The 25,436-nt window shown below is 38.8% G+C and carries 28 protein-coding genes; 1 reads left to right on the top strand and 27 read right to left on the bottom strand.

Translation table 11 applies throughout. From position 1 onward, the window contains the following. Positions 1–9: 9 nt before the first annotated feature. The 13 genes from JFU54_RS05510 to nuoA all read right to left on the bottom strand — a co-directional run bounded on the left by JFU54_RS05510 (position 10) and on the right by nuoA (position 11,770). Positions 10–714 (bottom strand): YwmB family TATA-box binding protein, encoded by a 705-nt coding sequence (locus JFU54_RS05510; protein WP_002167335.1) that lies wholly within the window; start codon positions 712–714, stop codon positions 10–12. 50 nt (positions 715–764) lie between these two features. Beyond that, positions 765–1,001, bottom strand: coding sequence for a DUF1146 family protein (locus JFU54_RS05505; protein ID WP_002016201.1), 237 nt, complete (start codon positions 999–1,001; stop codon positions 765–767). Positions 1,002–1,216: 215 nt separating this feature from the next. Next, entirely contained in the window at positions 1,217–2,731 is a 1,515-nt protein-coding gene (gene nuoN / locus JFU54_RS05500; protein WP_374100958.1) for an NADH-quinone oxidoreductase subunit NuoN, read from the bottom strand. A 7-nt stretch (positions 2,732–2,738) separates the two neighbouring features. Beyond that, a complete protein-coding gene (locus tag JFU54_RS05495; RefSeq protein ID WP_201063875.1) occupies positions 2,739–4,241 on the bottom strand; it encodes an NADH-quinone oxidoreductase subunit M in 1,503 nt (500 codons plus the stop codon). Beyond that, positions 4,238–6,100 carry an NADH-quinone oxidoreductase subunit L gene (nuoL, locus tag JFU54_RS05490; RefSeq protein WP_201063873.1) on the bottom strand — a complete coding sequence of 621 codons (1,863 nt, stop codon included), beginning with the start codon at positions 6,098–6,100 and terminating at the stop codon, positions 4,238–4,240. Before nuoL ends, JFU54_RS05495 begins: the two co-directional genes overlap by 4 nt. A gap of 29 nt (positions 6,101–6,129) precedes the next feature. Further along, positions 6,130–6,444, bottom strand: a complete 315-nt coding sequence (nuoK, locus tag JFU54_RS05485; protein WP_000100081.1) for an NADH-quinone oxidoreductase subunit NuoK — start codon at positions 6,442–6,444, stop codon at positions 6,130–6,132. Next, positions 6,437–6,961, bottom strand: coding sequence for an NADH-quinone oxidoreductase subunit J (locus tag JFU54_RS05480; protein WP_002198777.1), 525 nt, complete (start codon positions 6,959–6,961; stop codon positions 6,437–6,439). The genes nuoK and JFU54_RS05480 overlap by 8 nt, the downstream gene beginning before the upstream one ends. After that, on the bottom strand, positions 6,958–7,377 hold the full coding sequence (nuoI, locus tag JFU54_RS05475; protein ID WP_002016193.1) for an NADH-quinone oxidoreductase subunit NuoI: 420 nt from the start codon (positions 7,375–7,377) through the stop codon (positions 6,958–6,960). The genes JFU54_RS05480 and nuoI overlap by 4 nt, the downstream gene beginning before the upstream one ends. A 25-nt stretch (positions 7,378–7,402) precedes the next feature. Further along, positions 7,403–8,404 carry an NADH-quinone oxidoreductase subunit NuoH gene (gene nuoH, locus JFU54_RS05470; protein WP_201063871.1) on the bottom strand — a complete coding sequence of 334 codons (1,002 nt, stop codon included), beginning with the start codon at positions 8,402–8,404 and terminating at the stop codon, positions 7,403–7,405. Next, positions 8,404–9,504, bottom strand: a complete 1,101-nt coding sequence (gene nuoD / locus JFU54_RS05465) for an NADH-quinone oxidoreductase subunit NuoD (RefSeq protein ID WP_201063869.1) — start codon at positions 9,502–9,504, stop codon at positions 8,404–8,406. Before nuoD ends, nuoH begins: the two co-directional genes overlap by 1 nt. A gap of 3 nt (positions 9,505–9,507) precedes the next feature. Beyond that, positions 9,508–10,896, bottom strand: coding sequence for an NADH-quinone oxidoreductase subunit C (locus tag JFU54_RS05460; RefSeq protein ID WP_201063867.1), 1,389 nt, complete (start codon positions 10,894–10,896; stop codon positions 9,508–9,510). Continuing rightward, on the bottom strand, positions 10,893–11,411 hold the full coding sequence (gene nuoB, locus JFU54_RS05455) for an NADH-quinone oxidoreductase subunit NuoB (protein WP_002089729.1): 519 nt from the start codon (positions 11,409–11,411) through the stop codon (positions 10,893–10,895). Before nuoB ends, JFU54_RS05460 begins: the two co-directional genes overlap by 4 nt. After that, positions 11,402–11,770: an NADH-quinone oxidoreductase subunit NuoA gene (gene nuoA / locus JFU54_RS05450; protein ID WP_000179270.1), complete on the bottom strand. Its 369-nt coding sequence runs from the start codon at positions 11,768–11,770 to the stop codon at positions 11,402–11,404. Before nuoA ends, nuoB begins: the two co-directional genes overlap by 10 nt. A 306-nt stretch (positions 11,771–12,076) precedes the next feature. Between nuoA and JFU54_RS05445 the strand changes: the two genes are divergently transcribed. Beyond that, positions 12,077–14,806, top strand: coding sequence for a putative bifunctional diguanylate cyclase/phosphodiesterase (locus JFU54_RS05445; RefSeq protein WP_201063865.1), 2,730 nt, complete (start codon positions 12,077–12,079; stop codon positions 14,804–14,806). A gap of 17 nt (positions 14,807–14,823) precedes the next feature. Here the strand turns inward: JFU54_RS05445 and JFU54_RS05440 are convergent, their stop codons facing one another. The 14 genes from JFU54_RS05440 to upp all read right to left on the bottom strand — a co-directional run bounded on the left by JFU54_RS05440 (position 14,824) and on the right by upp (position 25,257). After that, the gene (locus tag JFU54_RS05440) at positions 14,824–15,477 is read right to left on the bottom strand and encodes a DUF975 family protein (protein WP_002016276.1); all 654 of its coding nucleotides are present in this window, start codon (positions 15,475–15,477) and stop codon (positions 14,824–14,826) included. Positions 15,478–15,521: 44 nt separating this feature from the next. Continuing rightward, positions 15,522–16,307 (bottom strand): DUF975 family protein, encoded by a 786-nt coding sequence (locus tag JFU54_RS05435; RefSeq protein ID WP_201063863.1) that lies wholly within the window; start codon positions 16,305–16,307, stop codon positions 15,522–15,524. Between the two features lie 316 nt (positions 16,308–16,623). After that, positions 16,624–17,025: a F0F1 ATP synthase subunit epsilon gene (gene atpC, locus JFU54_RS05430; RefSeq protein WP_002016279.1), complete on the bottom strand. Its 402-nt coding sequence runs from the start codon at positions 17,023–17,025 to the stop codon at positions 16,624–16,626. A 20-nt stretch (positions 17,026–17,045) separates the two neighbouring features. Beyond that, a complete protein-coding gene (atpD, locus tag JFU54_RS05425; protein ID WP_002016281.1) occupies positions 17,046–18,455 on the bottom strand; it encodes a F0F1 ATP synthase subunit beta in 1,410 nt (469 codons plus the stop codon). A 194-nt stretch (positions 18,456–18,649) separates the two neighbouring features. Next, positions 18,650–19,510 (bottom strand): F0F1 ATP synthase subunit gamma, encoded by an 861-nt coding sequence (gene atpG / locus JFU54_RS05420; RefSeq protein WP_002016283.1) that lies wholly within the window; start codon positions 19,508–19,510, stop codon positions 18,650–18,652. A gap of 289 nt (positions 19,511–19,799) precedes the next feature. Then, on the bottom strand, positions 19,800–21,308 hold the full coding sequence (gene atpA, locus JFU54_RS05415) for a F0F1 ATP synthase subunit alpha (protein ID WP_002016284.1): 1,509 nt from the start codon (positions 21,306–21,308) through the stop codon (positions 19,800–19,802). 11 nt (positions 21,309–21,319) lie between these two features. Then, positions 21,320–21,862 carry a F0F1 ATP synthase subunit delta gene (atpH, locus tag JFU54_RS05410; protein WP_002130060.1) on the bottom strand — a complete coding sequence of 181 codons (543 nt, stop codon included), beginning with the start codon at positions 21,860–21,862 and terminating at the stop codon, positions 21,320–21,322. After that, the gene (gene atpF / locus JFU54_RS05405) at positions 21,859–22,365 is read right to left on the bottom strand and encodes a F0F1 ATP synthase subunit B (protein ID WP_002016287.1); all 507 of its coding nucleotides are present in this window, start codon (positions 22,363–22,365) and stop codon (positions 21,859–21,861) included. Before atpF ends, atpH begins: the two co-directional genes overlap by 4 nt. A 129-nt stretch (positions 22,366–22,494) precedes the next feature. Beyond that, positions 22,495–22,713: a F0F1 ATP synthase subunit C gene (gene atpE, locus JFU54_RS05400; RefSeq protein WP_000052064.1), complete on the bottom strand. Its 219-nt coding sequence runs from the start codon at positions 22,711–22,713 to the stop codon at positions 22,495–22,497. A 56-nt stretch (positions 22,714–22,769) separates the two neighbouring features. Then, complete coding sequence (gene atpB, locus JFU54_RS05395; protein ID WP_000399874.1) at positions 22,770–23,489, bottom strand: F0F1 ATP synthase subunit A; 720 nt, start codon at positions 23,487–23,489, stop codon at positions 22,770–22,772. Between the two features lie 7 nt (positions 23,490–23,496). Beyond that, complete coding sequence (locus JFU54_RS05390; RefSeq protein ID WP_002016288.1) at positions 23,497–23,889, bottom strand: ATP synthase subunit I; 393 nt, start codon at positions 23,887–23,889, stop codon at positions 23,497–23,499. Continuing rightward, positions 23,889–24,113, bottom strand: a complete 225-nt coding sequence (locus tag JFU54_RS05385; protein ID WP_002089742.1) for an AtpZ/AtpI family protein — start codon at positions 24,111–24,113, stop codon at positions 23,889–23,891. Before JFU54_RS05385 ends, JFU54_RS05390 begins: the two co-directional genes overlap by 1 nt. A 26-nt stretch (positions 24,114–24,139) precedes the next feature. Then, positions 24,140–24,253, bottom strand: a complete 114-nt coding sequence (locus JFU54_RS05380) for a DUF4024 domain-containing protein (protein WP_000232963.1) — start codon at positions 24,251–24,253, stop codon at positions 24,140–24,142. A 374-nt stretch (positions 24,254–24,627) separates the two neighbouring features. Beyond that, a complete protein-coding gene (upp, locus tag JFU54_RS05375) occupies positions 24,628–25,257 on the bottom strand; it encodes a uracil phosphoribosyltransferase (RefSeq protein WP_000517533.1) in 630 nt (209 codons plus the stop codon). Between the last annotated feature and the right edge of the window lie 179 nt (positions 25,258–25,436).

Below are 25,436 nucleotides of genomic sequence, written 5' to 3'. Positions count from 1 at the left end.
TCTATTCACTCAATACTCAGAAGTTATGATCGGTGTGCCAACCACAATTGTATCTTTGTTGTTTGTAGAACGTATTGCTATTTGCACATTTATTTTCTCTCTATTTGTTGAAAGAGCGTCATTCCACTTTTTATTATATGCGGAGACTGATACAAATGCTCTTTCTTCTATCTGCTCGATCGCTCTTGCTGAAAGATCTTTCAAAACCTGATTGGTTTTATTTTGCAAAACACCTTCAATCTTATCATTCAGTACACCCTGAACACAAGTGTAAATTATAGGTTTTTCGCTAAAAATTTTATTCATTCTCTGAACATACTTTGGGTCCCATTTCGCCCCGCTTACTTCAAAAATAATAAAAGTGTTTTCTTTAGTAGTTTCCTTACTCCAAGTTACTACTATTCGTTCTTCATGTGAAGAAGATTTTTTATAGGATGTAGCTTTATATCCATCTGGAGATTGTTCTAATTCCCAACTTTCAATGTTTGCCTCTTCCTTCACATCGTTTAACAATTTTTGAAACGTATGTATATTAGAAATCGTTTTCGTTTCTCGCGCTAACCATGACCACCGCTCTACTTTTGCATCATTTTTCTCTAAAGCTGCAATCATGCTCTCCATTTTCTGTTCATCGCTTATAGGTTTCATCTCTTTATATCCAACCAAAAATAAAACAACACTTAAGGCAACAATAAGAATCGCTTTAAACTTCAATTTCATCCCCCCTATCCCCATTGTTAACGGAGATATGAGGTTCTATACACTTACTTTACTAAATACGTTAAACTCTTTGAATAGCCTAAATAATCAAGGAAAAAGTTACTTACAGATGTCCCAATTGCAATTGTAATTAGGATAAGTAACACTCTCGTCTGCATCACTTTCCCAGACTTCATTAAGCGCTCAATGTGAATACCTTGTAAGGCCCACCACGTAATGGTAATAAACAATAAATGCGAAACAATGGCAATCAGTGCTTGTTGCCCTAAAAGATGTGCCAAAAAATCGACCCCTTTTTTTGCTTGACTACTACTTACGCAAAATGTAAAAAACGATACCATAAATAAGTAGAAGCCACACTTTTTCACACGCAAATAAGCATCTTACATTTTACATCGTAATTTTCTGTTAAAAAACATATACCTATAGGTGTTTTCATTTGCTGTTACTCCAAAATAAAAAGCGTAGAGTACGGACTCTACACCTTTTATTTTTACTATTGTACCACGTTCCCTAAGAAGAAGAAATCTTTCATTAATGGAAAATATTCATAGAAGAAATTGTAACCAATCATCGGCATAATCCCTAGTATTACAATTGAAATTGCGCAAAGACTCATGACAATCTTTATATTTAACGGTAATCGGAGCTTTTCTTCTGTCTCTCCCTTGCGGAAAAACATTTGCTGTAATATTTGGAAATAATATATGAATGAAATAACCGTCGTCCCCATCATAATAGAAGCTAATACGTAATGAGCAGGTTCAACATGAAGTGCCCCTAAAAAAATGTTAATTTTTCCGATGAAACCTGCTGTCCCCGGTATTCCAGCTAACGATAAAATAAAGACCGTCATCACTATAGCTGTAAAGGGGGATCTCTTATATAACCCTGTAAAAATCGTCATATTTTCCTTATCATTTTGTAAGATTAATCCGTGGATGATTGCAAATGCTCCTATATTCATAAGCATATATGCAAGCATATAAAACCACATACTATCCATCGTAAACTGCGATAGTGCTACAAGAGGGACTAGCAAATACCCAGCATGCGCGATACCTGAATAGGCAAATAGACGTTTTACGTTGTATTGCTTTAATGCTACTACGTTCCCAACAATCATCGTAATACTAGCTAGTACCGCAATGTATATACTCATACGCCCGTACAAAGATTGTGCGTCTCCTTGGATTGCCACACCTGCAAACACCATAAGAAACAAACGCGTAATGAGTAGAAAACCAGCAATTTTAGAAATCGTTCCGAGAAAAGCAGTGACAGGTGTAGCCGCTCCCTCATACACATCTGGTGCCCACATATGAAATGGCACTGTTGCAATTTTGAATGAGAGTCCAACGAGCAAAAGTAGAAATGCGAGAGCTAACAATAACTGAATGCCCCCAGCCAATCCTTGCGTAAATACCTTTTGCATTTCCACTATGTTGGTCGACCCTGTAATACCGTATAAATAACTCATTCCAAAGAGTGTAATTGCTGTTCCAATTCCTCCGTTAATGACATATTTCATTGCAGCCTCATTCGATGCACGGTTTCTTTTTCGGATTCCTACTAAAATATAGGAAGAGAGCGAAAGCAACTCTAAACCAACGAACAATGTGATGAAATCAACGCTAGAAGCCATGAACATCGCTCCAAGAAGCGCCATTAAAAACAAATAATAATATTCTCCTTTATCTTGAATAGGCTCCTTCTTGTCATCGCTTATTGCCATACATAAAACGAGAGCTGCTCCGCCTAATAACAACGTTTTAAATCCTTTTGAAAATCCATCTAGTACAAACGATCCATTTAAAATATCTCCTGCCGGTTCGCTATATAGCGTCATTAATGACACTATCGCTAACAAGGCAGCGGCAATTGCACCAATCGCAACGTACCTATGGTTCAGCTTAAAAAACAAATCACATATGGAAAGAAGGATGGCTGCCCCGAGAATAATGAATTCTGGTACCATGAGATGCCATGATAAGCTAAGTAACGTGTTCATATCCATCCTACTTCACCCCCAATGTTTTCAATGTAGTTTGAAGTGGATCCCCTAGTAGTTCTGGCATTACCCCAATTGCAATAATACAAACGATAAGCACTATAACAGGAACGTACTCCCATCCGTGTATATCAAATTTCGCTTCCCATTCTTTCTTACCAAATATCACTTGAAGTGTCGCTCTTAATACGTATACAGCGGTTAAAATAATTCCAATTACACCGACGGCGGCGATAACAGGTTTCCCTTGGAATAAACCGAGAAAGGCAAGGAATTCGCTAATAAATCCGGACATCCCTGGCATTCCAAGCGATGCCATACCGCCCGCTAGGAAGAAACCGCTAAGCACCGGAACACTTTTTGCAAGTCCACCAAGTGCTGTAATATCCGAAGTCCCGAAACGCTCTTCAATAATGCCAAGCAAGAAGAAGAGTAAGGCCGCAATTAAACCGTGAGACACAACTTGGAACAATGCCCCTTGTGTACCTGGTGCATTTAACGCCGCAAGCCCCATTAATACAATGCCCATATGCGAAATACTAGAGTAAGCAAGTACCTTTCTAAAGTCCGTTTGGATGAGGGCTAGAAAGGCCCCATACAATAAATTAATTACCCCTAAAACCGCAATTAGCGTTGCAAAATCACGAAAATATTCTGGGAATAATCCTTTCCCGAAGCGAACAATACCGTACGCGCCAATCTTCAGCAAAACCCCCGCGTGAAGCATAACTACAGCAGGATGCGCTTCTATGTGTACATTGACCATCCAGCGATGCAAAGGGAAAACAGGGAGTTTAATCGCAAAAGCAATCATTATGGCAAGAAACAAGCCGAACTGTACGCTACTTGAGACGGCCATTCCTCCCCCAGCACCTACACTCGTTAATATTTCTTTAAGCTCCGCAATATTTGTTGTACCTGTTTTCGCAAATAAAACCGAGAAAACGATAAGTAAAATAGCTGATCCAATACCGTTATATATTAAATAACTATATGCAGCCTTTTCACTCGACAATTTCCCCCACTTGCCAATTAATAAAAACATTGGTGGCAACGTAATCTCAAAGAACATGAAGAACAACATTAAATTTTGAGCAGCGAAGACACCGAGCATACCTATTTCTAACATGAGTAACAGCATGTAGAATGCTTTCAAATTTCTTTTGACAGAAAATGCCGCAATAGCTGCAAGCATCGCTAGAAGGGCTGTGAGCACCATCATTACAAGCGATAAACCATCAATGCCGAGCTCGTAATAAATTGAAAACCACCTTTTGTCCACTGCTGTGAAATCCCCAAATTTAATCCATTTCACTTTTTCATCAAATATCGATAAGCTCTTTCCTGAAGCGTATGTACAAGCAAGGACGATAGCAATTCCAAATGGAAGCGCCGTTCCGAATAAACCAAGCGCCTGCACTGTACGCGATTCTCGTTTCGGCGTTAATAAAAGCAAGAGAATTCCTAAAAGCGGGGAAAAAATGAAGAACGTTAATAGCAATCCATTCACCGTAAATCCCCTCCCGTATATAACAAAATAATTAGGAGCACTGCGAGCGAAACTGCTGTTACAGTTCCATACACTTGTACATTCCCGTTTTGAAGCCGCGATCCTAGTCCACTCATACCTTTAACGAGTCCAGCAATTAAAACTGCGATTCCTTCTACAACGTATACTTCAAATAAGCGAAGCACATGAGCGATTCCTTTCGTAATAGGAAGCACTGTCGCATTGTATAGTTCATCCACATAATATTTTTCTTTCAAAAGGTTATAAAAAGACGTCCCTTCTCCGCCGGCCCAATCTCTAGAGATAGATTTCTTGCCATATATGAAATATGCGAGGGCAATTCCCGCAAATGAAACGAGCGTCGCAACAACCATAATCCAAACAGGTCCATGCACTTCCTTCACCTGGAATCCTATATCTTTCGTAAGCCAATCCCCAAGAAACGTTCCGAACCACGGTGTATTTATATAACCGGCCACTACCGCAAGAACACCAAGGACAATCATCGGATACGTCATGGTGCGAGGTGATTCATGCACCTCTTCCTTCGTCTTCGTTTCCCCCGTAAAGACAAGAAAATATAAACGGAACATATAAAATGCTGTTAGAAATGCCGCAATTACTGCTAAAACGAATAGAAAGTAATTGCCATTCATCCAAGCCGCCGCTAAAATTTCATCTTTACTAAAAAATCCGGAAAGAAGAGGAACACCACTAATTGCAAGTGTGCCTATTAAAAATAGTGCACCGGTTACTTTCATCTTTTTCTGTAAACCGCCCATTTTATTAATGTTTTGCGTATGGACTGCATGAATTACACTTCCTGCTGCCAGGAACAATAATGCTTTAAAAAAGGCGTGTGTCGTTAAGTGAAAGATACCAGCTACATAACCAGCCGAGCCTAGCGCAAGCATCATATACCCGAGCTGACTAACTGTAGAGTAAGCAAGAACCCTCTTAATATCAGTTTGCACTAGACCGATAGAGGCCGCAAAGATTGCAGTGAAAGCCCCAACGATTGCCACAGTTTGCATCGCTACCGCACTTGCTGAAAATAGCGGGAACATCGTCGCTACTAAATATACGCCGGCTGCAACCATCGTTGCCGCGTGAATAAGCGCCGAAACAGGCGTCGGTCCTTCCATTGCATCTGGCAACCATGTATGAAGCGGGAACTGACCCGATTTCCCCATCGCACCGATAAAAATTAATATCGCCGTTATTGTAATCATAGAAGGAGAGAGGTCACCCGTATGAATCGCTTTAAAAATCGCGTCATATTCAAAACTACCTGCGTGCCAAAAAATTAAAATCATCCCAACAAATAGCCCAACATCCCCAATGCGTGTCATAATAAAAGCCTTTTTCGCAGCAGCCTTCGCTTCTTCTTTAAAGAAATAAAAACCGATAAGTAAAAACGAACCAAGGCCGACTAACTCCCAAAATATATAAAGCTGTAATAAATTCGTCGATATAACTAGCCCAAGCATCGCAAAGGTAAAGAGCCCTAAATATGCATAAAAGGTTGGTAATCTGGTGTCACCTTTCATATAACCTTTTGAGTACACATGTACAAGAAAACTTACAAGTGTAACGATAAACAACATTAAAGCCCCTAATGCGGTAACTTCAAAACCAAATGATATATCTATATCTCCTACCCTAAGCCATACCCACTTATGCTTCACTGCCTCGGATGAAAATCGTTCTATTAGTACCACTACCGCGGATATAAAGGAGAGAAAGGTAAAGAAAATACCTAGTACACTACTTCCCTCTCTAATTTTCTTCCCGAACGCAATAAGTAACAAAAACGAAACAAGCGGGAAAAGCGGTATGAGCCATGCATAATCGATCATTGTTTCCTTCCCCCTTTTCGGTCACAATGCTATCCTTTGAGCGTATCCATCTCATCTACATGAACTGTCGGGCGATTACGGTACAAAGCAATCAAAATTGCAAGACCTACCGCTGCCTCCGCTGCCGCTACAGACATCGTAAACAGCGAAAAAATTTGTCCTGTTAAATTCGGAAACAAACCTAATTTACTAAACGCTACTAAATTTAAATTGGCGGCGTTTAACATCAATTCGATACAAACTAGTACAATTACTGTATTTCGCTTTGTTAAAGCTCCAAATAAGCCGATGCAAAACAAAATAATCGCAAGTGTTAAATACGCAGAAGCCGGAACGCTACTCATGGGAATCCTCCTCTCCCTCATCCTTCTTCGCAAGGATAATCGCTCCTACAAGTGCTACAAGTAAAATAACTGAGGTTAATTCGAATGGAATAATATATTTTGAATAGAGAAGTGTACCGATTTGAAGTGTGTTATTTTCATGGAGAGGTAAACTTCCTTGTGTGCTTTGATTTGAAAAATCGATACTATTAACAGCGAAATACATAACTGCTCCAAATGCTACAACCGCAAAGAAGATAATCCATTTTCGAAGAGTAAGGCGCGATTCATTTTCCGCGTTATGTTTCGTTAACATAATGCCAAAAATCATAATAATAGTGATTGCACCAGAGTAAAGTAAAATTTGTGCCACTCCGATAAATTCGGCTGATAAGAGAAAGTACAAACCCGCAATGCTAAGGAACGTAAGCACAAGGGCCAGCATCATATGCATTACTTTCGTTAAATTCAGCATAAGAACGCCGCCGATAATCGCAGACAAGGATAATATAAAGAAAGCTATAAACTCGCCGTTCATGCTTTATTCTCCTTCCTGATGTTCTCGTCGTTCTCGTCAAGCCACTGCAAATTTTTAAATAAATCATCACGTGAATACTCTGCAAGTTCAAAGTTATTTGTCATTACAATCGCCTCTGTCGGGCAAACTTCTGTACATAAATCGCAAAGAATACAAATTTCAAAATTAATATCATACGTGTCGATAATTTTCCCTTTTTTCGTAGGATCAGGATGTTTTTTTCCTGTTAATTGAATGCAATCTGTCGGACAAATGTTGGAACACTGATTACAAACAATACATTTCTCTGGATAAAACTTTTGAATACCTCGAAATCGGTCTGGTAATGGCAACGGTTGATTTGGATAATCATACGTCACCTTTTTCTTACTCAAATTACTAAGCGTATATTTTAACCCTTTAAATAGTCCTTTCATCTCTTACTGGCACCCCCTTTATAGATTAGAAGAATAGCTCCTTAATCAATGCCGTTAAGAAAATATTTGCAAGTGCGATTGGTAATAATACTTTCCAGCCAAACTCCATTAACTGGTCACCTCTTATGCGCGGGAACGTAACGCGGAACCAAATCAATAGAAAGACCACACCGCTGAATTTCAAAGCAAACCATACGGCTCCTGGAATAAACCCAAGGAACATAACTGGATTCCAGCCTCCTAAAAAGAGTACTGTAATTAAAGATGACATCCCGAAGAAATACACATACTCTGAAAGCATGAAAAACGCCCAGCGAAAACCTGAGTATTCCGTATGGTATCCTGAAACAAGTTCTGACTCCGCTTCGGGTAAATCAAACGGTGTCCTATTTAACTCTGCAACTGCCGCGATTAAGAAAATGACGAAACCGATTGGCTGTGCGAAAATGTACCATACCTTTTCCTGCGCCGCTACAATTTCATTCAAGTTAAGACTACCAGCTAACAAAACGACGCCAATTACACTCATTACAAGTGGAATCTCATAAGAAATCATTTGCGCTGCCGCACGCATCCCTCCTAAAAGGGAATATTTATTATTTGATGCCCATCCCCCAGTTACGACGCCGATCGTCGTAATCCCAGAAACAGCAATGTAATACAGTAACCCTACGCCAATATCCGCGAACTGAAATTTATCAGTAAACGGGATAACCGCAAGTACCATAAATGCTGGTGCGAATGCAATAACAGGTGCTAATATAAACAACGGTTTATCAGCAGCTTTCGGAATGCTATCTTCTTTTAATAATAGTTTCAAAACATCAGCTACCGTTTGGAGTAAACCGAACCGGCCCCCAACTTGGTTTGGTCCAATCCGTCCTTGCATAAATCCCATCACTTTCCGTTCTGCCAAAATACCGTATGTAACGAAGCCAAGGACTGCACATAATAGAAGCACCGCTAATCCGAAAAAAATGAAGAAATTCGTCCAGCTTGAAGGTGATTGTAAGAGCGTCTCAATCATTAGCCGTCAACCTCCCCAAGTACAATATCAACCCCACCTAAAATCGTAATTAAATTGGCGATGTTTTCACCTTTCAATAACTTCGGTAAGATTTGCAAATTATAAAAAGACGGTCTGCGAAATTTCAAGCGGTACGGCTCTTTCTTTCCATCACTAGCAATATAACAGCCAATCTCTCCCCGCGGTGACTCTATACGGACGAACGCTTCTCCCTTAGGTGCTTTAATAATTTTCGGCACTTTCGCTATAACAGCTCCATCGTGTGGGAACTGCTCGGCTGCTTGCTCAATAATTTTTAATGACTCCTCAATTTCCTTCATCCGGCAAACGTAGCGGTCCCAAGCATCTCCCGTGCTCCCAACAGGAATATCAAAATCAAAACGATCATAAATAGAATACGGTTCATCTTTGCGAAGATCCCAGTGGACTCCCGTGCACCGCAAATTTGCGCCGCTTAAAGAATACGAGATCGCCTCTTCCGCGCTATATACGCCAACGCCTTTCACACGATTTAAGAAAATTTCATTTCCGCTAACAAGATCGTGATACCCTTCCAACTGCTCTCTCATATACGGAACAAACTCTTTCACCTTTTCAATCCAGCCGTCTGGCGCATCCCACTTCACACCGCCGACTCTCATATAGTTGAAAGTAAGCCTTGCACCGCACAATTCACTTAATAAATTTATAATCATCTCTCGTTCACGAAAGGCATATAAAAATGGACTAACTGCTCCTATATCAAGCAGGTTCGTTCCCCACCAGACGAGATGGCTCGCAACTCTCCCAAGCTCCATCGCAAGCACCCGTAAATATTCAGCACGCTCTGGAATCTCAAGATCCATCATCGTCTCTACAGCGTGGCAAAGGACGTAATTATTCGTCATTGCTGATAAATAGTCCATTCGATCTGTATACGGGATAATTTGTGTATATTGCAAGCTCTCAGCTATCTTTTCTGTTCCGCGATGCAAATATCCGATAACCGGTGTAGCCTCTTTAATAATTTCCCCGTCAATCTTAATTACAAGCCGAAACACACCATGTGTACTCGGATGCTGCGGCCCTACATTTAAGAGCATCTCTTCCGTACGGATCACAAGCTACACCTCCACATCATACGGTTCATAATCCTTCCTAAGCGGATACCCCACCCAATCATCCGGCATTAAAATGCGAGATAAATTAGGATGACCTTCAAATACAATACCGAGCAAATCATACGCTTCGCGCTCCGGCCAATCTGCCCCTTTCCAAAGCGGCGTCACCGATTGTACTTGCGGCGCTTCCCTATCCAGCTTTACCTTCACTGCTACTGACTGTTTCTTTCCATATGAAAATAAATGAACGTATACTTCCATATGTGTCACAAAATCCGTCGCATGTAGCTCTGACATATAATCAAAAGCAAGTCCCTCATGGAATCTTAGCAATTCCATCACTTCATAATATTTCGAAGGCTCCGCCACAAGCGTTGGAACATCTTTTGAAAGCTTATTAATATAGGAATCTACTAATGCATATTCTCCTACCCTCTCCTTAACAACCTCCACATAGCGATTTAAATATGGTTGGTTAACTGATGGTTCTTCCTGCTGCAGTTCGTCTTCTATCCTATTTACAGATCCCTTTGCCCTTGCCGCAGCAGCGGCTTTCGCTTTAGCAGCTGCAATTGCCTTTGCTTTCTCATCTCCAGAATCCCCCTCACCTTGTGAGGCTTTCTGCTTCGCTAACGCTGCTGCTTTTGCTTTTGCAGCTGCTACAGCCTTTGCCTTCGCTTTAACTTTTTCTTCGTCCGTTACTTCTTCTGATCCTTCTCGCTTTTGCTTCGCTAATGCCGCTGCTTTTGCTTTTGCAGCTGCTACAGCCTTTGCCTTCGCTTTAACTTTTTCCTCGTCCGTTACTTCTTCTGATCCTTCTCGCTTTTGTTTCGCTAATACCGCTGCTTTTGCTTTTGCGGCTGCTGCGGCCTTTGCCTTCGCTTTGGCTTTTTCTTCGTCCGTTACTTCTTCTGATCCTTCTCGCTTTTGCTTCGCTAATGCCGCTGCTTTTGCTTTTGCAGCTGCTGCGGCTTTCGCCTTTGCTTTAACTTTTTCCTCGTCCGTTACTTCTTCTGATCCTTCTCGCTTTTGCTTCGCTAATACCGCTGCTTTTGCTTTGGCAGCTGCTGCGGCTTTCGCCTTCGCTTTGGCTTTTTCTTCGTCCGTTACTTCTTCTGATCCTTCTCGCTTTTGCTTCGCTAATACCGCTGCTTTTGCCTTTGCAGCTGCTGCAGCTTTCGCCTTTGCTTTAACTTTTTCCTCGTCCGTTACTTCTTCTGATCCTTCTCGCTTTTGCTTCGCTAATACCGCTGCTTTTGCCTTTGCAGCTGCTGCAGCTTTCGCCTTTGCTTCTTCTACATTAATCCCCTTATCTTTTGGTAGCGCTTCCTCTTTCGCATGACGGGCTGCTTCTCTTTTCATACTTTCTAAGTCTTTATTTGGATCACTCATTTATTCGTCACCTGCTTCCCGGTCCTCGCCTCGTAACGAATTTTTTCTTTTAATTTATTAATTCCATAAATTAAAGCAGCAGGATTTGGAGGGCATCCAGGAATATACACATCAACTGGTACAATTTGATCTACACCTTTCACAACAGCATACGAATTCACATACGGACCACCGGCCGTTGCACAAGATCCCATCGCTATTACCCACTTCGGTTCAGGCATTTGATCATATAGGCGCCGAACAATAGGTGCCATTTTCTTCGTTACCGTTCCTGACACAATCATGACGTCCGATTGTCTTGGTGAAGTCCGAAAAAATGACCCAAATCGATCTAAATCGTAATGTGATGAGCCTACTCCCATCATTTCAATCGCACAGCATGCCAGTCCAAATGTCATCGGCCATAAAGAGTTGCTCCGCGCCCATCCCTTCAACTGTTCCAATGTAGAAAAAAAGATATTCCTTTCTAATTCCGCTCGCTCCTGTGGGTGTAATTCCTCAAAATTTATAACCATTGTAACACCTTCTTTTTCCAAGCATACGCTAATCCAACTAGCAACATCACAACAAAAATGAGCATTTCAATCAGTGCAAATAAACCAAGCTTGTCATATGCAACAGCCCATGGGTATAAAAATAAAGTTTCTACATCAAAGATGACGAACAATAAAGCGAAAATGTAATAACGAGCATGAAACCGAATATTTGCATCATGAAAAGGCTCAATTCCACTCTCATACGTCGTCGCTTTCGCTGCACTCGGTTTGTTTGGACGCAGCATTTTCCCTAATGTAAGAGCCACTACCGGCAGCAATATACCTAATAGCAAGAAAATCAAAACGATCATATAACTATTTTCATATACACTTGCCATTGTGAAACCCTCCCCCCTGAATTAAGAACAAGTTCACATAGTAAACAATATGTCTTACTTGCATTATTTATTATTTTTAAATTTTTCTAAATAATGCAACTATTTAATTCATTATAGCAAACTTCAAATTCCTATGTCGATATATTGGGAACAGAAACAACAATTAATACTTGCTGAGCAAATCTATTTTTACAACTCATTATAAATGTGTAAAATAAATATAGAAATTCTATATGTTTTCAAGCAATCATAAAAAACATAAACTACAAAAAGGTGGTTCTTATGTATATACAGTGGGTGATATAAATGAAAAAACAAACACATGTAAGTATTCTTATAAGCATTTCATTGTTGTATATAGCTATTCATTACGTATCAATGTCCGTTTTATATGAGTACGCACTCCCATTTCAAATATTAACTGGAATAAGTACCATATTAATTGATATTACAATTTGCAGTTATATATTTTATTTTTCAAATATAAAACAAGGGTTATCTCATTTGTTTTGGATAACATTAACTATCGGATCCTTCTCTTATTTCATCGGCGATATAGTAGTTGCTTATCAACGCTTAATTCTGCATGACTACTATACATTCGTTGATCCATCAGACTTTTTTTACTTATTATTTTTAATTAGCTTTGCATTTGCCTTTCTATATGAAATTATTTATGGCCGAGATTTATTGGAACAGCTTTTTACGATATGTGATATTTGTATTATTGTTACTGCTCAATTTACTTTAAGCTACTATTTACTTATTGAAAGAACCATTCATATTTTTACAACATCATATATCGACATGTTTGTTCAACTCACGTATCCAATGGCTGATCTACTCTTTCTTTTAATAGGAATCAACCTTTTATTCAGACCATTATCCTTACTACCAAAGCAAGTTGGTGCTCTTCTTGGCAGTGCTTTAATTTTGTATGCTACTACGGATTCTATTTATGCTTATATAAAATACTTCCAGCCTGAGCACTCTATGTTCACAGTTGCTCCATTCTATCAAGTAACCTTATTATTGGTAGCAATCGCTTGTATACTTCACACAAAAGAGCCCGAAAAACAAGAACAAATATTACTAACACCTCAATTTGGTGAATCAATCCGATTATCATTACCGTATATTTCTGTCGTGATGCTTATTGTTTTTATATTGGTCGAAAATGTTTTTGCACCTATCGTAGTAATTGGACTTATGGTAACTTTCGCCTTCGTTCTCATACGCCATACGTTAGTTCGAAGACAAAATAAAATATTATTGCTAGCACAAATGCAATTCAGCTTAGAACTCGAGAAACAAATCGAACTACGTACAGAAGATTTAGTAGAACAAAAAAATGAGTTATATCATAACCAACAAATGTTTAAATCTTTATACGAGCATCATCCAGATCCAATTTTCACATTAGATTTGTACGGTAATTTTCTCAATGTGAACAACGCTGGAACTACTTTACTCGGTTATCAAACGAATGAATTATTAAACCAACCATACTATTCACTTATGTATGAAGAAGATTTAGAAGAAATCATTACTGCCTTTCATCACGTGAAAAAAGGGAAATCTATTTCTTTAGAAATACGGGCATATCATAAAAATAGAGATATTTACTACTTACATGTTACAGCTGTTCCCATCTTTTTAAAGGAACATATTTCTGGGGCCTATTTAATGATTAAAGATATTACAGAAAGCAAGCAGCAACAAGAGCAAATTAATTTCCTAGCATATCACGATACTTTAACGGAACTTGCGAATCGCCGTTCATTTCATCAACAGTTAGAAAAGGCAATTGCACGAGCAAAAATATCAAAAAGACCTTTTGCTGTTATGTTTCTCGATTTAGACCGTTTTAAAGTTATTAACGATACTCTCGGTCACCGGGTAGGAGATCTTCTTTTAATTGCTGTAGCAAAAAGACTAGAACGAATATCGACGTCAAATATGAAACTTGCTCGGTTAGCTGGGGATGAGTTCACAATTCTTATAGAAGATTATAAAGAAGATAGAGCTGTACAAAAAATAGCTGATATGATTGTACTATCTATGAATGAGCCATTCGAAATTGAAAATCAACATTTACAAATCTCGCCAAGTATCGGGATTGCAATATACCCAGAAGCAGGCGAAGATCCGTTATCTATTTTACAACATGCTGATATGGCCATGTACGAAACCAAAAATAAAGGAAAGAATGGTAGCTCACTTTATACGAAAGAGTTATATAAAAAAATGGAGCGAAAAGCTAGAATTGAAAAAGATTTACCACTTGCTTTAGTAAATAAAGAATTCTTTCTCGTCTATCAACCACAAGTTGACATTACAACGAATAAAATCATCGGTGCCGAAGCTTTAATCCGTTGGAAACATCCACTATTAGGTGACATTTCACCATGTGAGTTCATTCCAATTGTGGAAGAGACTCCGCAGGTCATCCCACTTGGGCATTGGGTGCTACGAGAGTCTTGTCGTCAACTAAAAATATGGCAAAGTTTTGGATACACAAACTTAAAAATGAGTGTCAATTTATCAGCGAAAGAATTTCAACAAAATCAATTAATCGAAAATATTTCACAAATACTAAAGGACGTTAAAATTGACCCGAAAGATGTAACACTTGAACTAACAGAACGAATTGCGATGATTGATGAAAAAGAAACATTATCGAGACTAAAGCAATTAAAAGAATATGGTATTCAAACGTCCATTGATGACTTCGGTACCGGCTACTCTTCTCTTGCTTATTTATCAATTTTCCCTATCGATACATTAAAAGTACCAAAAGAATTTACACAACTAGCCGATCATCGGCCTGAAGAAAGAGCCATCGTTTCCACTATCCTTTCCCTTGCAAATACTTTAAATCTCTCTGTCGTTGCTGAAGGAATTGAAACAGAAAAGCAGCTTAAGTTTCTGCAAAAAAACAACTGTAAATACATGCAAGGTTACTATTTCAGTAAACCTCTAACAAGTAAACAGTTTATAAAATTCCTACAAAAAACACCCAGTATGAACCAATAGTTCACACTGGGTGTTTTTTAAAGTGTCGGAATTCTTTTTTCGTAATATTCTTCTGCAATCTCTTCGTAAAAAGCTGCTGTCGTTGTATAAAAATATGGAATCAACCATAAAAATCCAATCCCTAATGTAATACAACTTAATATAAACCAACCAATAAAACTTAAACATAAAATGAAATACTCCATCTTATGTCCAGCCATCATACGACGACTTTCTGTAATAGCTTGATTTATTGAATACTCAGGATGATCATTTATAATAAAATACGTCATCGCATAAGAAAATGATTTAATAATGCCCGGAATAATAAATAGTAAGCACCATAAGAAAATATAAATGTTTACTACTATATATAATAAAAATGACTTTATAAACTTACTTCCTTCCGTAAACCATCTGAATATATGCCCAATACGCGCTTCTTTTTCACGAATTATATATAGTGCTAAACAATAACCACCTAGCGTTAATGGACCTACCATCAATATTGTAATAACATCTACTGAAAGTGAGTTATCTACTTCTTTCCAATCCCAAACCTGAGAGAAAATGAAATCAACACTAAAACTAAAAGCTGAAATAAGAATCGAAATAAGTAATGTTGCCCCAACAGCTAAGCCCCATTTTCCTTCTAGTGAATCTAGTGCTTCTCCTTTTAAATCACTAATCATAATTAGCCTCCAATACGTAATAATTCTATTAGTATAGCATGTTCCTACTGCAATTCACCTTTTGCAATATAGCGATAAAAATGTGCTGTCGTTGTACCTACATATGGACTAAGCCAAAGAAATCCTATTCCAAGAGTAAGAATTGCTAAAATAGCCCATCCTATGAAGTTAAGCCATAAAAGAAATAAATCTAGTTTATGCCCCTTCATAAAGTTCTTACTTTCTTTCATCGCCTGTGAAACGCTATAATCTGGATTTTCAACCATAACATAATACGTCATCGCATAAGAAAAATACATCACAATCATTACAACAATCGAAATAGCTAATAGTACAAAGAAAGCAATTGTTAACGATACATTCCCTTCCTCACCAAAAAACGCGAATACACCTAGTAACAACATCGGAATCCACGTACCTGTATATAACAAAATCGCAAGCATAGCCCACATTGTTTTCATCACTCTTTTAAAGCCACGAAATCCTTCAAATAAATAATCTACTCTAGCATCTTCTCGTTTACTAATTTGTAGCAACACATTCGTATAACCGTATGATGTAATACCATAAGATGCATTACTCAAAATGATCATTATGCAATAAAAAATTCCAAATGTAATACCTGCCCCGACTGATATCGCTTCCTCTTCAATTGAACCCGCTAAACCAACAACTAAGAAAAATATAATAATTCCTGGAATTAAAAGTATAAGCATTGCAGCCATTGAAACAACATAACTTAAAATAATATGTAAAATCGTTGATCCAACACCTAGTCCCCATTTTCCCTTTAAAGAGTACAATGCTTCTCGTTTCATTTCACCGATCATTTGTTCATCTACTTTATGAAATATAAATTGTTATATATTTTCTACTTATACAAACAACAATATAATTATACCAATTTTGTCAGTTTATTCTATCTATTAAATTGAGTTTCAGTTTCGACATTTAAATAAAACACATCTATGCATAACAAAAAACGAACCTGCAGTTCTTTTTATTTCTTGATTTTCACTTGGCATCGGGCAAAAAAGGCTCTGACGGCTAAATGCTCTCTCCTACCTAAAGAGAGGCATTTTTTTCCCCTTTTTATTTATATCCATAACAAAAAATCCGTAAAGGCAAGAGCCCTTACGGATTTTTTTACTTCATATCTGAAACGTTTAAACGGTTCACAGCACGCTGCAAAGCCATTTCTGCACGTCTAAAGTCAACATGCGCTTGTTTATCTTGCATACGTTGCTCAGCGCGACGTTTCGATTCATTTGCACGATGGATATCGATATGGTTTGCTTCTTCAGCAGATGATGATAACACAGTTACTTTATCTGGACGAACTTCGATAAAGCCACCGCTTACTGCTACATAATCAGTGTGCCCACCATTTTTCAGACGAACCGCACTAATTTTTAAAGGTGCAACAGTTGGAATGTGACCTGGTAAGATCCCCATTTCCCCACTCTCTGCTTTTACGCTTACCATTTCTACTTCTTTTTCGTAAACCGGTCCATCAGGAGTTACAATACTGACTGGAAATGTCTTCATAATTCGTCCCTCCTAAGGCCTTACGCCATCATTTTCTTCGCGTTTTCAATAACTTCTTCAATGCTACCAACAAGACGGAACGCATCTTCTGGAAGGTCATCATATTTTCCTTCTAGAATTTCTTTGAAACCACTAACTGTATTTTTTACAGGTACGTAAGAACCTTTTTGACCTGTAAACTGTTCAGCTACGTGGAAGTTTTGTGATAAGAAGAATTGAATACGACGAGCACGATGTACAACTAACTTATCTTCTTCAGATAACTCATCCATACCTAAGATAGCGATGATATCTTGAAGCTCTTTATAACGCTGTAAAGTTTGCTGTACTTGACGAGCTACTCCATAATGCTCTTCTCCTACGATTTCTGGAGAAAGCGCACGAGATGTAGATGCTAATGGATCTACGGCTGGGTAAATACCCATTTGTGTTAAACGACGCTCTAAGTTTGTTGTTGCATCTAAGTGAGCGAACGTTGTAGCTGGTGCTGGATCCGTATAGTCATCGGCTGGTACGTATACCGCTTGGATAGACGTGATAGATCCTTTATTTGTAGATGTAATACGCTCTTGTAATTGACCCATTTCTGTTGCAAGTGTTGGCTGGTAACCTACCGCAGATGGCATACGACCAAGAAGGGCAGATACTTCAGAACCCGCTTGCGTGAAACGGAAGATGTTATCGATGAACAATAGTACGTCTTGTCCTTGCTCATCACGGAAATGTTCAGCCATTGTTAAACCTGTTAATGCAACACGTTGACGCGCTCCAGGTGGCTCGTTCATTTGTCCGAATACCATCGCAGTTTTCTTAATTACGCCAGAATCGCTCATTTCGTGGTATAAGTCGTTACCTTCACGAGTACGCTCACCTACACCAGCGAATACAGAGATACCACCGTGCTCTTGTGCGATGTTGTTAATTAATTCCTGAATTAATACTGTTTTACCTACACCGGCACCACCGAATAGACCGATCTTACCACCCTTAATGTAAGGAGCAAGTAAGTCTACTACTTTAATACCAGTTTCAAGAATTTCTACTTTAGTAGATAACTCTTCGAATGCAGGCGCTTGACGGTGAATTGGATCACGACGTACATCCGCAGGAACATCACCATCTAAGTCAATTGCATCACCTAATACGTTAAATACACGACCAAGTGTTACATCACCAACTGGTACAGAGATTGCTTTACCAGTATCTTCTACTTCTGTGCCACGAACAAGTCCATCTGTGGAAGACATTGCAACTGTACGAACTGTGTCATCACCTAAATGAAGTGCAACTTCAAATGTTAAGTTAATGCTTGCTCCGTTTTCGTTGCTTTGTTTTACCGTAAGGGCGTTGTAGATTTCTGGTAGCTTTCCGCCATCAAACTTAACGTCTACAACCGGACCCATGATTTGCGTAACGCGCCCTTTATTCATCGGGTTCCCTCCTAGCTTTCTTTTAATTAGCCAGCTTTCTAAGAGAAGTCGGCTTTTAATTTTTATTAGTTTATAGCTTACGCGACTCTCCTGTTCTGGACGAACCGCTTCCGCTTTTTATTGAATCTAGTTCCGGTGGCTAGAAGGGTCGGTCATTTCACCCCTTCTGAGCAAGCCACCTACGCTTTTTAATACTATTCTAACGCTGCTACTCCACCAACGATTTCCGTAATTTCTTGCGTAATCGCTGCTTGACGCGCACGGTTGAATGAAAGTGTAAGTGAATCGATAACTTCCATTGCGTTGTCTGTAGCACTCTTCATTGCTGTCATACGCGCCGCGTGCTCACTTGCTTTACCGTCTAGTAATGCACCGTACACTAAGCTTTCTGCGTATTGTGGCAATAATACTTTTAAAATTTCTTCTTCAGAAGGTTCGAATTCATAAGCTGTCGTCGGTTTATCAGACGCCACATCCGTAAGCGGTAAAATTTTATTTTCCGTTACTTCTTGTGAAATTTTACTTACATAATGATTGTAGTAAATATACAGCTCATCATAAGCACCATCTGCGAACATCGCAATTGCTCGAGAAGCAATATCTTTAATATCAGTAAATGACGGGTGGTCAGATAATCCAACTACTTCATCAATGATGTTAAAGCCGCGACGTTTTAAATAATCACGTCCTAGTCGTCCAAGCACAATAATTGAATATTGGTTTGAATCCATATTATGACGTTCACGAATTACGTTACTTACTGTACGTAATACGTTACTGTTATAACCACCTGCTAGTCCGCGATCAGATGTAATAACGATGTACCCTGTACGCTTTACAGGACGCGCATTTAGCATTGGATGATTAATCCCTTTACTTCCTTGCGCAATGCTCGCTACTACTTCTTGAATCTTTTCCATATACGGAACGAAAGATTTAGCATTTTGTTCTGCACGGTTTAACTTAGATGCAGATACCATCTCCATCGCTTTCGTAATTTGACTCGTTTTCTTTGTCGAGTTAATCTTCGCTTTTATATCGCGTAAAGATGCCACAGGTTTTCACCACCTTTTTTCCGGAAGTTGGCACGATTAGTAAGAATCCTCTTCCTAATCTACGTTGCAAGATATTCTTGCTCATGATTGAAGGAAAAGAATAGGTGCACCTACTCTTTTCCTTTACATAACCGTCAGCAATCTCAAAGATTGAGATGCCTTTATATTATCTAGCTCCAGCGGCTTGAATGCTCGGTGGCTTCACTTCTTCCTACGAGGCAAAAACCGCCTCTTCGTCAGAAGCTCCATCCCCCTCACATTCAGAACGAGCCGCTTCCGCTTTTATTTATTATTCAGAAGCTACGAATACTTTTTTAAATCCGTTAATTGCTGCTGCAAATTTGTCGTCATCCGCAAGTTTCTTAGTTGTGCGAATTTCGCTTAATAAGTCAGTTGCATTTGAATCTAACCAAGCATGGAATTCTTCTTCGAAACGAGTGATATCTACTACTGGGATATCATCTAGGAATCCACGTGTTAAAGCGTAAAGAATGATAACTTGTTTCTCTACACGTAACGGTTTGTGTAATCCTTGTTTTAATACCTCAACTGTACGAGCACCACGGTTTAATTTCGCTTGTGTTGCTTTATCAAGGTCAGAACCGAACTGAGCGAACGCTTCTAACTCACGATAAGATGCAAGGTCAAGACGAAGTGTACCTGATACTTTACTCATCGCTTTAATCTGAGCTGATCCACCTACACGAGATACAGAAGTACCCGCATCGATTGCTGGACGTACGCCAGAGAAGAATAGGTCAGATTGTAAGAAGATTTGTCCATCCGTAATAGAAATTACGTTTGTTGGGATGTAAGCTGATACGTCCCCTGCTTGTGTTTCGATGAAAGGTAGTGCAGTTAAAGAACCGCCGCCTCTTGCATCACTTAATTTTGCTGCACGCTCTAATAAGCGAGAATGTAAGTAGAATACATCCCCTGGATATGCTTCACGACCTGGAGGACGACGTAATAGTAATGAAAGCTCACGGTAAGCCGCTGCTTGTTTTGATAAGTCATCATATACTACTAATACGTGTTTACCATTGTACATGAACTCTTCACCCATTGTTACACCAGCGTAAGGAGCTAGGTATAATAATGGAGCTGGTTGAGAAGCTGATGCAGTTACAACGATTGTGTAATCTAATGCACCGTGCTTACGTAGTGTTTCTACTACGTTACGTACTGTTGATTCTTTTTGTCCGATAGCTACATAGATACAAATCATATCTTCATCTTTTTGGTTAATGATCGTATCAAGTGCAACTGCTGTTTTACCTGTTTGGCGGTCACCGATGATTAACTCACGTTGACCACGGCCAATTGGTACAAGAGCATCGATCGCTTTAATACCTGTTTGAAGTGGCTCATGAACAGATTTACGATCCATTACACCTGGTGCTGGACTTTCGATTGGACGAGTGTTTGTTGTATTGATTGGGCCTAAACCATCAACTGGTTGACCTAATGGGTTTACAACACGACCGATTAGTTCTTTTCCTACTGGTACTTGCATGATGCGACCAGTACGACGAACTTCGTCACCTTCACGGATTTCTGTGTAAGGTCCTAAAATAATGATACCTACGTTGTTTTCCTCTAAGTTTTGTGCTAGTCCCATAACGCCATTAGAGAACTCTACAAGTTCACCAGCCATAACGTTATCAAGACCATGAGCACGCGCAATACCGTCACCGACTTGGATAACTGTACCAACATCACTAACTTCGATTTCAGACTGATAGTTCTCGATTTGTTGCTTTATCAGTGCGCTAATTTCTTCAGCTCTGATGCTCATGTGCTTCACCCCTATCTATTCTTCATTAATTCACGCTGAATACGTGCTAATTTTCCTTGTAAGCTTCCGTCGTAAATGCGATTTCCAATACGTACTTTAATGCCGCCTAGTAAATCTTCATCCACAACATTTTTCACGCGAATTGCATCTTTTCCTGTTTTTTTTGCAAATGCTTCTGCAATGTTAAGTTTTTCTTCTTCCGATAGAAGACGAATAGAATATACAGTTGCATCCGCTACGTTACGTTCTTCATTAGCAAGAACAACATATTCATTTGCAATTTCAGGTAGGATATCAATACGCTTGTTATCAATTAAAATATATAACGTATTTAAAATAGATTCAGAAACAGATGCGAATACGTTTGCAAGAAACGTTTTCTTCTGCTCTTTTGAAATGTTCGGTTGCGTTAAAAAGCTATGTAGTTCTCCGTTCTTTGTAAAAACGTTTTGTACAAGGCGTAATTCCTCTTCAAACATTTCTAATACGTGTTTTTCTTTTGCAATTTTGAAAAGAGCGACAGCATAACGTTTTGCTACAATCCCATTGCTCATCGCGCTTCTCCTACTTCTTTAATATAATCGCGAATTAACTTCACTTGATCTTCTTCTTTTAATTCTTTTTCAATTACTTTAGAAGCAATATGAACAGATAAAGAAGCAACTTGTTCTTGTAAAGCAGCAATCGCTTGCTCTTTTTCGCGTTGAATTTCTTGTACAGCAGATGTTTTAATTGATTCTGCTTCTTCTTTCGCAGCAGCAACAATAACATCCTTTTGATCTACAGCTTGTTTCTTCGCTCTTTCGATTAACTCTTGTGCTTCAACACGCGATTGTTTTAACATTTCACGTTGTTCTTCTACTAATTTCTTCGCTTCAGCATTACTTCTTTCTGCAGCGTCGATTTCATTAGTAACATGCTCTTCACGTTCTTTCATAATTCCCATTAAAGGACCCCACGCGAATTTGCGTAGCATTACTAATAGAAGTAAGAAAATGAACAATGTATAAGCAATCGTTCCAAATGGAATGGAAGCCCCTAATAATAAAGTTGGCACAAGGATTCACTCCCTTCAAAATATCTAAATTGATCATATGAAAAAAAAAGACATACGTTTCGTTCATAAAGCAATGGCGAAGAAAGTTCGGAAAAACACTCTTCGCCATCTATGTAAGGGGAGTCTCCCTTATTTGTTCATTACGATGAAAGCAATAACTACACCGATAATTGGAAGTGCCTCAACTAATGCAACCCCGATGAACATAATTGTTTGAAGTGCGCCTTTTAATTCTGGTTGACGAGCAACACCTTCGATTGTACGTGATACGATAAGACCGTTACCAATACCTGCACCTAATGCTGATAAACCAATTGCAATTGCAGCTGCGATTACACCTAAACTCATTTAATTTGTCCTCCTTTGTATTATAAAAAAATAAATTTTTTCTTACTTAAATTATATTAATGGTCATGGCTTACTTTATGAGCCATATAAACCATCGTTAACATTACGAAAATAAATGACTGGATTGAACCAACGAATACGCTGAATCCCATCCATGCTAACATCGGTACAAGTGCACCTAATGCTCCTAAGAATGATGCCCCGCCTAACTTAGCAAGTAATCCTAATAAGATTTCACCTGCGTAAATGTTACCAAATAAACGAAGACCTAACGTTAATGTGTTAGCAAACTCCTCAATAACCTTTAATGGGAATAAGAATTTCATAGGTTGGAAATAACCTTTAACATATTCTTTCGTACCCTTCATCTTAATTCCATAATAATGGGTGAGGGTAACTACCATCACGGCTAATGTTAATGCAACTGCTGGATCAGACGTTGGTGATCTCCACCATGCAATATGTTCGCCAGCCTCAACTGTTGAATACATGAATGGTAAACCAAGGAAGTTCGATACGATGATAAACATGATGAGCGTAACGCCAAGCGTTAAGAAACGTCCACCTGTTTTCCAATCCATCGTACTATTGATAATCCCTTTCACGAAGTCAAACACCCATTCCATGAAATTTTGCATCCCGGTTGGGCGAAGCGCTAAGCTGCGAGTTCCGATAACAGCGATTAAGAAAACAATAACTGCTGCTACAGTAACCATCATAACTGATGACAAATCGAACGTTAAACCTAGAAATTCAACTAATTTACCGTGTTCCACTAGTAATTCACCTCTCTTCCCTGCTCGTATACTCTAAATAAAGAAAATCTATGATCATGACAAGGTATCCTGTCAGCAATCCTACACCTAAGCCCCACATCGCAATTAACTCTTGATATTTGGCTGCAAATAAAATTAATAACCCAATCGTGGCGAATCTTGAATATGTACTTACCGCTGTCGCCTTAAACTTCACGTTTTCTCCATTTGTTACGCGATCTAATAGCTTGTCTGTTCTACGTGCAATGATGCGCAAACTAAGAAAACTGAAAATCGTTCCGATAATCAGCCCAAGAAATACATCCTTGTAAGAGGTAATTCCCCATCCTAGCACTAGAAGCGCAAGCAAGTAGTACATATATTTCTTTTGTCGTTGGACAAGTCCATGTACGTCTATCATCATTGCTCTCCCGAATAGTAATGTTGAATGAGTCGAATCATTGCGTATACCCCTGTTCCTAACCCGAGTAATAACCCTATAATAAGAAACAACGGAAACGTTCCAACCTTATTATCAATCCATTGCCCACCAAAGATTCCGATAAGAATAGAACCAACTAACTGAGCAAGTATTCCTGACATTAAAGCATACGCTTTTATATGGCTGCGATCGTTTTTTTGCAAGGATTCATCCCTCCAATATGTAACCCTCATTCACGATGTGTTAATAATAACTCATTTTTCTGCATAAATTCTATACAAAATAAAAAGTTTACATTTTCGTCACGGAATAGATGCATTTTTGTCACTGAAAGCCCTACCATCTATCCCCGTTGTTAGCATACAATAGGGTATTAACAGTGTCAACGAGAAATCGTAAAAAATCAAAAAATTTGAGTATTAGGCATTTCCTCCCAAAAATGAAAACGTTCCCCTTCTAAATACTGGTTAGAGATATGCAATTTCTAACAGTTTTCTCTTTATAATAGAAGAAAATGTTCACAAGTTTGTCACTATTATATTTTTAAGATATAGCGCTTTCCTTCCATAATATAGTGTCCCCGAGACGTAAGACTTCTATATTATATGTGATGTGTATATAACTTATGTTGTATATACCCTGTATATTTATCTCCCCCTCCCCCGTGCGCTGAGGGCGAAAAAAAACGAGAGGGGAATCCCCCTCTCGTCTGTTGTCTTACTTCGTTCCGAATAAACGGTCACCAGCATCACCAAGACCTGGAACTACATAACCATGGTCATTTAACTTCTCATCTAATGCTGCTACATAAATATCAACATCAGGATGCTCTTCCTGCACTACTTTTACTCCTTCTGGAGCAGCTACGATACACATTAATTTAATTTGCTTTGCACCGCGCTTTTTCAGAGAATTAATTGCTTCAGCCGCAGAACCACCTGTTGCTAGCATCGGATCTAGTACGATAAAGTCACGCTCTTCTACATCCGTTGGAAGTTTCACATAGTATTCTACCGGTTGCAATGTTTTAGGGTCACGGTATAAACCAACGTGTCCTACTTTTGCTGCTGGAATTAATTTCAGAATTCCATCAACCATTCCTAAACCTGCACGTAAAATCGGAATTAAACCAAGTTTTTTACCAGCAATCACTTTTGTTGTCGCTTTGCTTACAGGCGTTTCAATTTCAATGTCTTCAAGTGGAAGGTCACGAGTAATCTCGAAAGCCATTAAGCTTGCTACTTCGTCCACTAATTCACGAAAATCTTTCGTACCTGTATTCTTATCGCGAATATATGTAATCTTATGTTGAATTAACGGGTGATCAAATACATACAGTTTTCCCATGTGAATCTCTCCTTTAGATGATATTCATGCGTTTACACGCTTCTTTACACTATTTACGATTGTAAAGAAAACGCTACTAATATTCAAGGGCAAATTTGGCAAAATCATGATTTTGCGATGAATCTATCTAGTATCTTTACCAATTATGGGAGCTGTATCCTTCATTATATCGCCAAAAT

Source organism: Bacillus sp. TH19, assembly GCF_016651075.1.
Lineage (GTDB): Bacteria > Bacillota > Bacilli > Bacillales > Bacillaceae_G > Bacillus_A > Bacillus_A mycoides.
This window is presented reverse-complemented; position numbering and strand designations above follow the sequence as displayed.

Bases quoted from the DNA above. Each gene is read 5' to 3' on its own strand.
- atpA (WP_002016284.1), bottom strand. From the start codon at position 21,308: ATGAGCATCAGAGCTGAAGAAATTAGCGCACTGATAAAGCAACAAATC.
- JFU54_RS05435 (WP_201063863.1), bottom strand. From the start codon at position 16,307: ATGATCGGTGAAATGAAACGAGAAGCATTGTACTCTTTAAAGGGAAAA.
- atpE (WP_000052064.1), bottom strand. From the start codon at position 22,713: ATGAGTTTAGGTGTAATCGCAGCTGCAATTGCAATTGGTTTATCAGCA.
- nuoK (WP_000100081.1), bottom strand. From the start codon at position 6,444: ATGAGTAGCGTTCCGGCTTCTGCGTATTTAACACTTGCGATTATTTTG.
- nuoH (WP_201063871.1), bottom strand. From the start codon at position 8,404: ATGATTGAGACGCTCTTACAATCACCTTCAAGCTGGACGAATTTCTTC.
- upp (WP_000517533.1), bottom strand. From the start codon at position 25,257: ATGGGAAAACTGTATGTATTTGATCACCCGTTAATTCAACATAAGATT.
- atpD (WP_002016281.1), bottom strand. From the start codon at position 18,455: ATGAATAAAGGGCGCGTTACGCAAATCATGGGTCCGGTTGTAGACGTT.
- atpC (WP_002016279.1), bottom strand. From the start codon at position 17,025: ATGAAGACATTTCCAGTCAGTATTGTAACTCCTGATGGACCGGTTTAC.
- nuoN (WP_374100958.1), bottom strand. From the start codon at position 2,731: ATGAACACGTTACTTAGCTTATCATGGCATCTCATGGTACCAGAATTC.
- nuoA (WP_000179270.1), bottom strand. From the start codon at position 11,770: ATGGCAAGTGTATATGAAAATAGTTATATGATCGTTTTGATTTTCTTG.
- nuoB (WP_002089729.1), bottom strand. From the start codon at position 11,411: ATGGTTATAAATTTTGAGGAATTACACCCACAGGAGCGAGCGGAATTA.
- JFU54_RS05460 (WP_201063867.1), bottom strand. From the start codon at position 10,896: ATGAGTGATCCAAATAAAGACTTAGAAAGTATGAAAAGAGAAGCAGCC.
- JFU54_RS05480 (WP_002198777.1), bottom strand. From the start codon at position 6,961: ATGAACGGCGAGTTTATAGCTTTCTTTATATTATCCTTGTCTGCGATT.
- JFU54_RS05390 (WP_002016288.1), bottom strand. From the start codon at position 23,889: ATGATAGACGTACATGGACTTGTCCAACGACAAAAGAAATATATGTAC.
- nuoL (WP_201063873.1), bottom strand. From the start codon at position 6,100: ATGATCGATTATGCATGGCTCATACCGCTTTTCCCGCTTGTTTCGTTT.
- JFU54_RS05440 (WP_002016276.1), bottom strand. From the start codon at position 15,477: ATGATTAGTGATTTAAAAGGAGAAGCACTAGATTCACTAGAAGGAAAA.
- JFU54_RS05445 (WP_201063865.1), top strand. From the start codon at position 12,077: ATGAAAAAACAAACACATGTAAGTATTCTTATAAGCATTTCATTGTTG.
- nuoI (WP_002016193.1), bottom strand. From the start codon at position 7,377: ATGAAAGGACTATTTAAAGGGTTAAAATATACGCTTAGTAATTTGAGT.
- atpH (WP_002130060.1), bottom strand. From the start codon at position 21,862: ATGAGCAATGGGATTGTAGCAAAACGTTATGCTGTCGCTCTTTTCAAA.
- JFU54_RS05380 (WP_000232963.1), bottom strand. From the start codon at position 24,253: ATGGTAGGGCTTTCAGTGACAAAAATGCATCTATTCCGTGACGAAAAT.